Annotated in this window: 3 protein-coding genes and 1 pseudogene; all 4 read right to left on the bottom strand. The window is 69.4% G+C overall.

What is annotated here, in order from left to right; all coding sequences use genetic code 11:
* The coding region (locus AC1D15_RS31395) for a DUF8684 domain-containing protein (RefSeq protein WP_489739966.1) at positions 1-211 on the bottom strand (211 nt) is incomplete at its 3' end.
* A gap of 69 nt (positions 212-280) precedes the next feature.
* On the bottom strand, positions 281-739 hold the full coding sequence (aroQ, locus tag AC1D15_RS31400) for a type II 3-dehydroquinate dehydratase (RefSeq protein WP_047506636.1): 459 nt from the start codon (positions 737-739) through the stop codon (positions 281-283).
* A gap of 123 nt (positions 740-862) precedes the next feature.
* Positions 863-1384 (bottom strand): TlpA family protein disulfide reductase, encoded by a 522-nt coding sequence (locus tag AC1D15_RS31405; RefSeq protein ID WP_477829119.1) that lies wholly within the window; start codon positions 1382-1384, stop codon positions 863-865.
* Positions 1381-1574, bottom strand: a pseudogene (locus AC1D15_RS31410) (hypothetical protein); the annotation flags it as partial. The pseudogene AC1D15_RS31410 and the gene AC1D15_RS31405, both read right to left, overlap by 4 nt.

The raw sequence follows: 1574 nt of genomic DNA on the forward strand, positions 1-1574 counted from the left end.
CCTCGACAGGGGCGGCGGCCACCGGCGCGGCGGGCGCAGCGGCAGCGGCCGGGGCCAGCACCGGGGCGGCGTAGGCCACCGGGCCTGCCGCGACGAGGGTCGGGTCGGCCTTGACGATCCGGACCTTGCCGTCCGCCTCGGTGATCTCCAGTTCAGAGATGTTCGATTCGGACACGAGATCGATCAGGGTCTTCAGTTTGCGCAGGTCCATGGGTTCTCCAACTTCTGTCGTCGTTGTTGTCGGGCGCCCGCGGTCGATCGGACCGTTGGCGCCGTGGGGTCAGGCCGTCCGCTGGGGAGGGCGCTTCGCGTCACGCTGCAGCACGTGGCGCAGGGCGCAGGCATAGCCGTCTGCGCCCAGGCCGACGATCACGCCGTCGGCCAGGTCCGAGAAATAGGAATGGTGGCGGAAGGCTTCGCGCCGGTGCACGTTCGACAGGTGCACTTCGATGAACGGGATCGCGACGCCGGCCAGCGCATCGCGCAACGCGACGCTGGTGTGCGTGAGCGCGCCCGGGTTGATCAGGATGAACTGCGTGCCGTCGAGCCGCGCGGCGTGCACGCGGTCGATCAGCGCGCCTTCATGGTTGCTCTGGAAGCTCACCAGCGTCGAACCGGCCTGCGACGCGATCTCTGCGAGATCGGCATCGATCTGCGCCAAAGTCGTCGCGCCATAGACCTCCGGCTCGCGTGTGCCGAGCAGGTTCAGGTTCGGGCCGTGCAGGACCAGGATGTGCATGAAACGCGGATCGGGTGCCTGGAGTGGGCGGCCCGGAATTTTGCGAAGGCTGAACTTTACGCGCTTTAGGGGCCGAAGACTGCAATATAGAAAAATCTCGGCCGAATGGAACCCGGCGGCCCCTCAGCCGAGCTGTTGCACCCAGGCGGCCAGGTCCTGCTCGCCGATGCTGCCCAGTTTGCGCGCGATGATGCGCCCATCGCGGCCGAAGACGGCACTGAACGGCAGCCCGCCGCGCTCGTTGCCGAGCGAGCGGGCCAGGTCGACGCCGGTCAGACCGGCCAGGCCGACCGGGAAGCTCACCGGCACCTTCTTCAGGAACTCCCGGACCGGGGTCGGGCTGTCGACCGCCAGGCCGACCACGCGCCAGCCGGCCGGCTGGTGGCTGCGCTGGAAGGCGTCGAGCAGCGGCATCTCCTTGACGCAAGGCGCGCACCAGGTGGCCCAGAAGTTCAGCAGCAGCGGCTGGCCGCGCAGTCCGGCCAGCGGCAGCGAGCCGCCTTCGGGCCGGTCGAACTGCAAATCCCACAGCGCCCGTTCGGCTTCGGGCAGGGCGTTGCTGCGTTCGCGCCACCAGCCGAAACCGGCACCGGCGGCCAGTGCGATGCCGGCGACGCCGATCGTCAATGCATGGCGACGGTTCATGCGGCCCCCTCGTCCGATGCCAGCAGCCGACGCAATCCGGCCAGATCGCCGCGTTCGCTGCGGCCGCGGCTGTCGGGTTTCAGCGCACCGCGCAGGTCGTCGCGGTCCAGGATGGTCAGGTGCACGGTCACTTCCTCGCCGAGTGCGGCGCTCGGGCTGCTGACGGTCAGCACGTCGATCTGCTCGCCGC

This window comes from Rhizobacter sp. P2_H2, assembly GCF_056403375.1.

Bases quoted from the DNA above. Each gene is read 5' to 3' on its own strand.
- aroQ (WP_047506636.1), bottom strand. From the start codon at position 739: ATGCACATCCTGGTCCTGCACGGCCCGAACCTGAACCTGCTCGGCACA.
- AC1D15_RS31405 (WP_477829119.1), bottom strand. From the start codon at position 1,384: ATGAACCGTCGCCATGCATTGACGATCGGCGTCGCCGGCATCGCACTG.